1 protein-coding gene is annotated in these 1,376 nt (G+C 65.6%); it reads left to right on the forward strand.

Translation table 11 applies throughout. The annotated features are described in order from the left end of the window. Positions 1–51: 51 nt before the first annotated feature. Positions 52–1,346, forward strand: a protein-coding gene (locus tag AC6EH9_RS20040) for an IS3 family transposase (RefSeq protein WP_498425450.1) whose coding sequence is annotated in 2 segments (ribosomal slippage) — positions 52–331 and positions 331–1,346 — 1,296 coding nt in all. Because the reading frame shifts where the segments join, the coding sequence is not laid out codon by codon here. The last annotated feature ends 30 nt before the right edge of the window (positions 1,347–1,376 follow it).

The following is a 1,376-nucleotide window of genomic DNA, read 5'->3' on the forward strand; positions in this document are numbered from 1 at the left end:
TGAATCGCCCCGGGTCTGGTGGAGGCTCTCAATCCATGGAGGATGAGAGTCATGGCAGCACCAAGGAAGTACCCCGACGAGTTGCGTGAACGCGCCACGCGAATGGCCGTGGAAGCGCGAAGAGACCCGGCCACCAGGTCAGGTGCGATCCCGCGGATCGCTAAGCAGCTCGGCATGCATCCGGAGACCCTGCGCAACTGGGTCCGCCAAGCAGAGATCGACGGAGGTGTCCGGCCGGGCACCACGACCGACGACGCGACCCGGTTAGCCGAACTTGAGCGGGAGAACCGCGAACTGCGCCGCGCGAACCACATCTTGAAGACGGCCTCGGCTTTCTTCGCGGCGGAGCTCGACCGCCCCACCAACAGGTAGTGGCCTACATCGACGCCCATCGCCACGACGTGGTCGAGGGGCGCGAGGTCGGGGTCGAGCCGATCTGCGCGGTGCTGAAGAGCGCCGGCATGCAGATCGCCCCGAGCGGCTACTACGCGTCGAAGACCAGGCCACCGTCGGCGCGCACGGTGAGGGACGCGGAGTTGGTCACCGACATCAGGGTCGCCCACAAGGCGAACCTCGGTGTCTACGGCGTCCGGAAGGTCCACGCCGAGCTCAACCGTGAGGGCGTGAGGGTGGCCCGATGCACCGTGGAGCGGCTCATGCGGCAAGTGGGCCTGCGAGGGATCCCGCGAGAGAAGACCCGCAAGACCACGATCGGCGACGGCGCTGAGACCGAACGACCCGAGGACCTCGTGGACCGCAAGTTCGTCGCGTCGGCACCCAACCAGCTCTGGGTGGCCGATCTGACCTACGTCAGAACACACGCAGGCTGGACCTACGTCGCGTTCGTCCTGGACGTTTACTCGCGGATGATCGTCGGCTGGCAAGTGTCCACATCGCTGCGCACCGACCTGGCACTCGATGCCCTCGACATGGGCCTGTGGAACCGGCAACGGGCCGGTCATGACGTCACCGGACTGGTCCATCACAGCGACCGCGGAGTCCAATATCGAGCGATTCGCTACACCGAGCGATTGGCCGAGGCCGAGGCCGTCGCGTCCGTCGGATCCAAGGGCGATTCCTACGACAACGCGATGGCCGAAGCGCTGAACTCGCTCTTCAAGGCCGAGTGCATCCGCAACCCCGTCATGCGCCCCAAAGGCGGCTGGAAGAACGTCGGCGACGTCGAGATCGCCGTCGCCGAGTACGTCGACTGGTTCAACCACAGGCGCCTTCACGGCGAGATCGGACTGATCCCGCCAGCCGAGTACGAGACCAACCACTGGGCCAGCATCACACCCGAGCACTACTCTGAAACACCCGTCCCGATCGGGGCAGGTTCCAAGTAACCGAGCCTCCACGAAACCCGGGGCGATTCA

It is taken from the genome of Nocardioides sp. Z21_20, assembly GCF_059766585.1.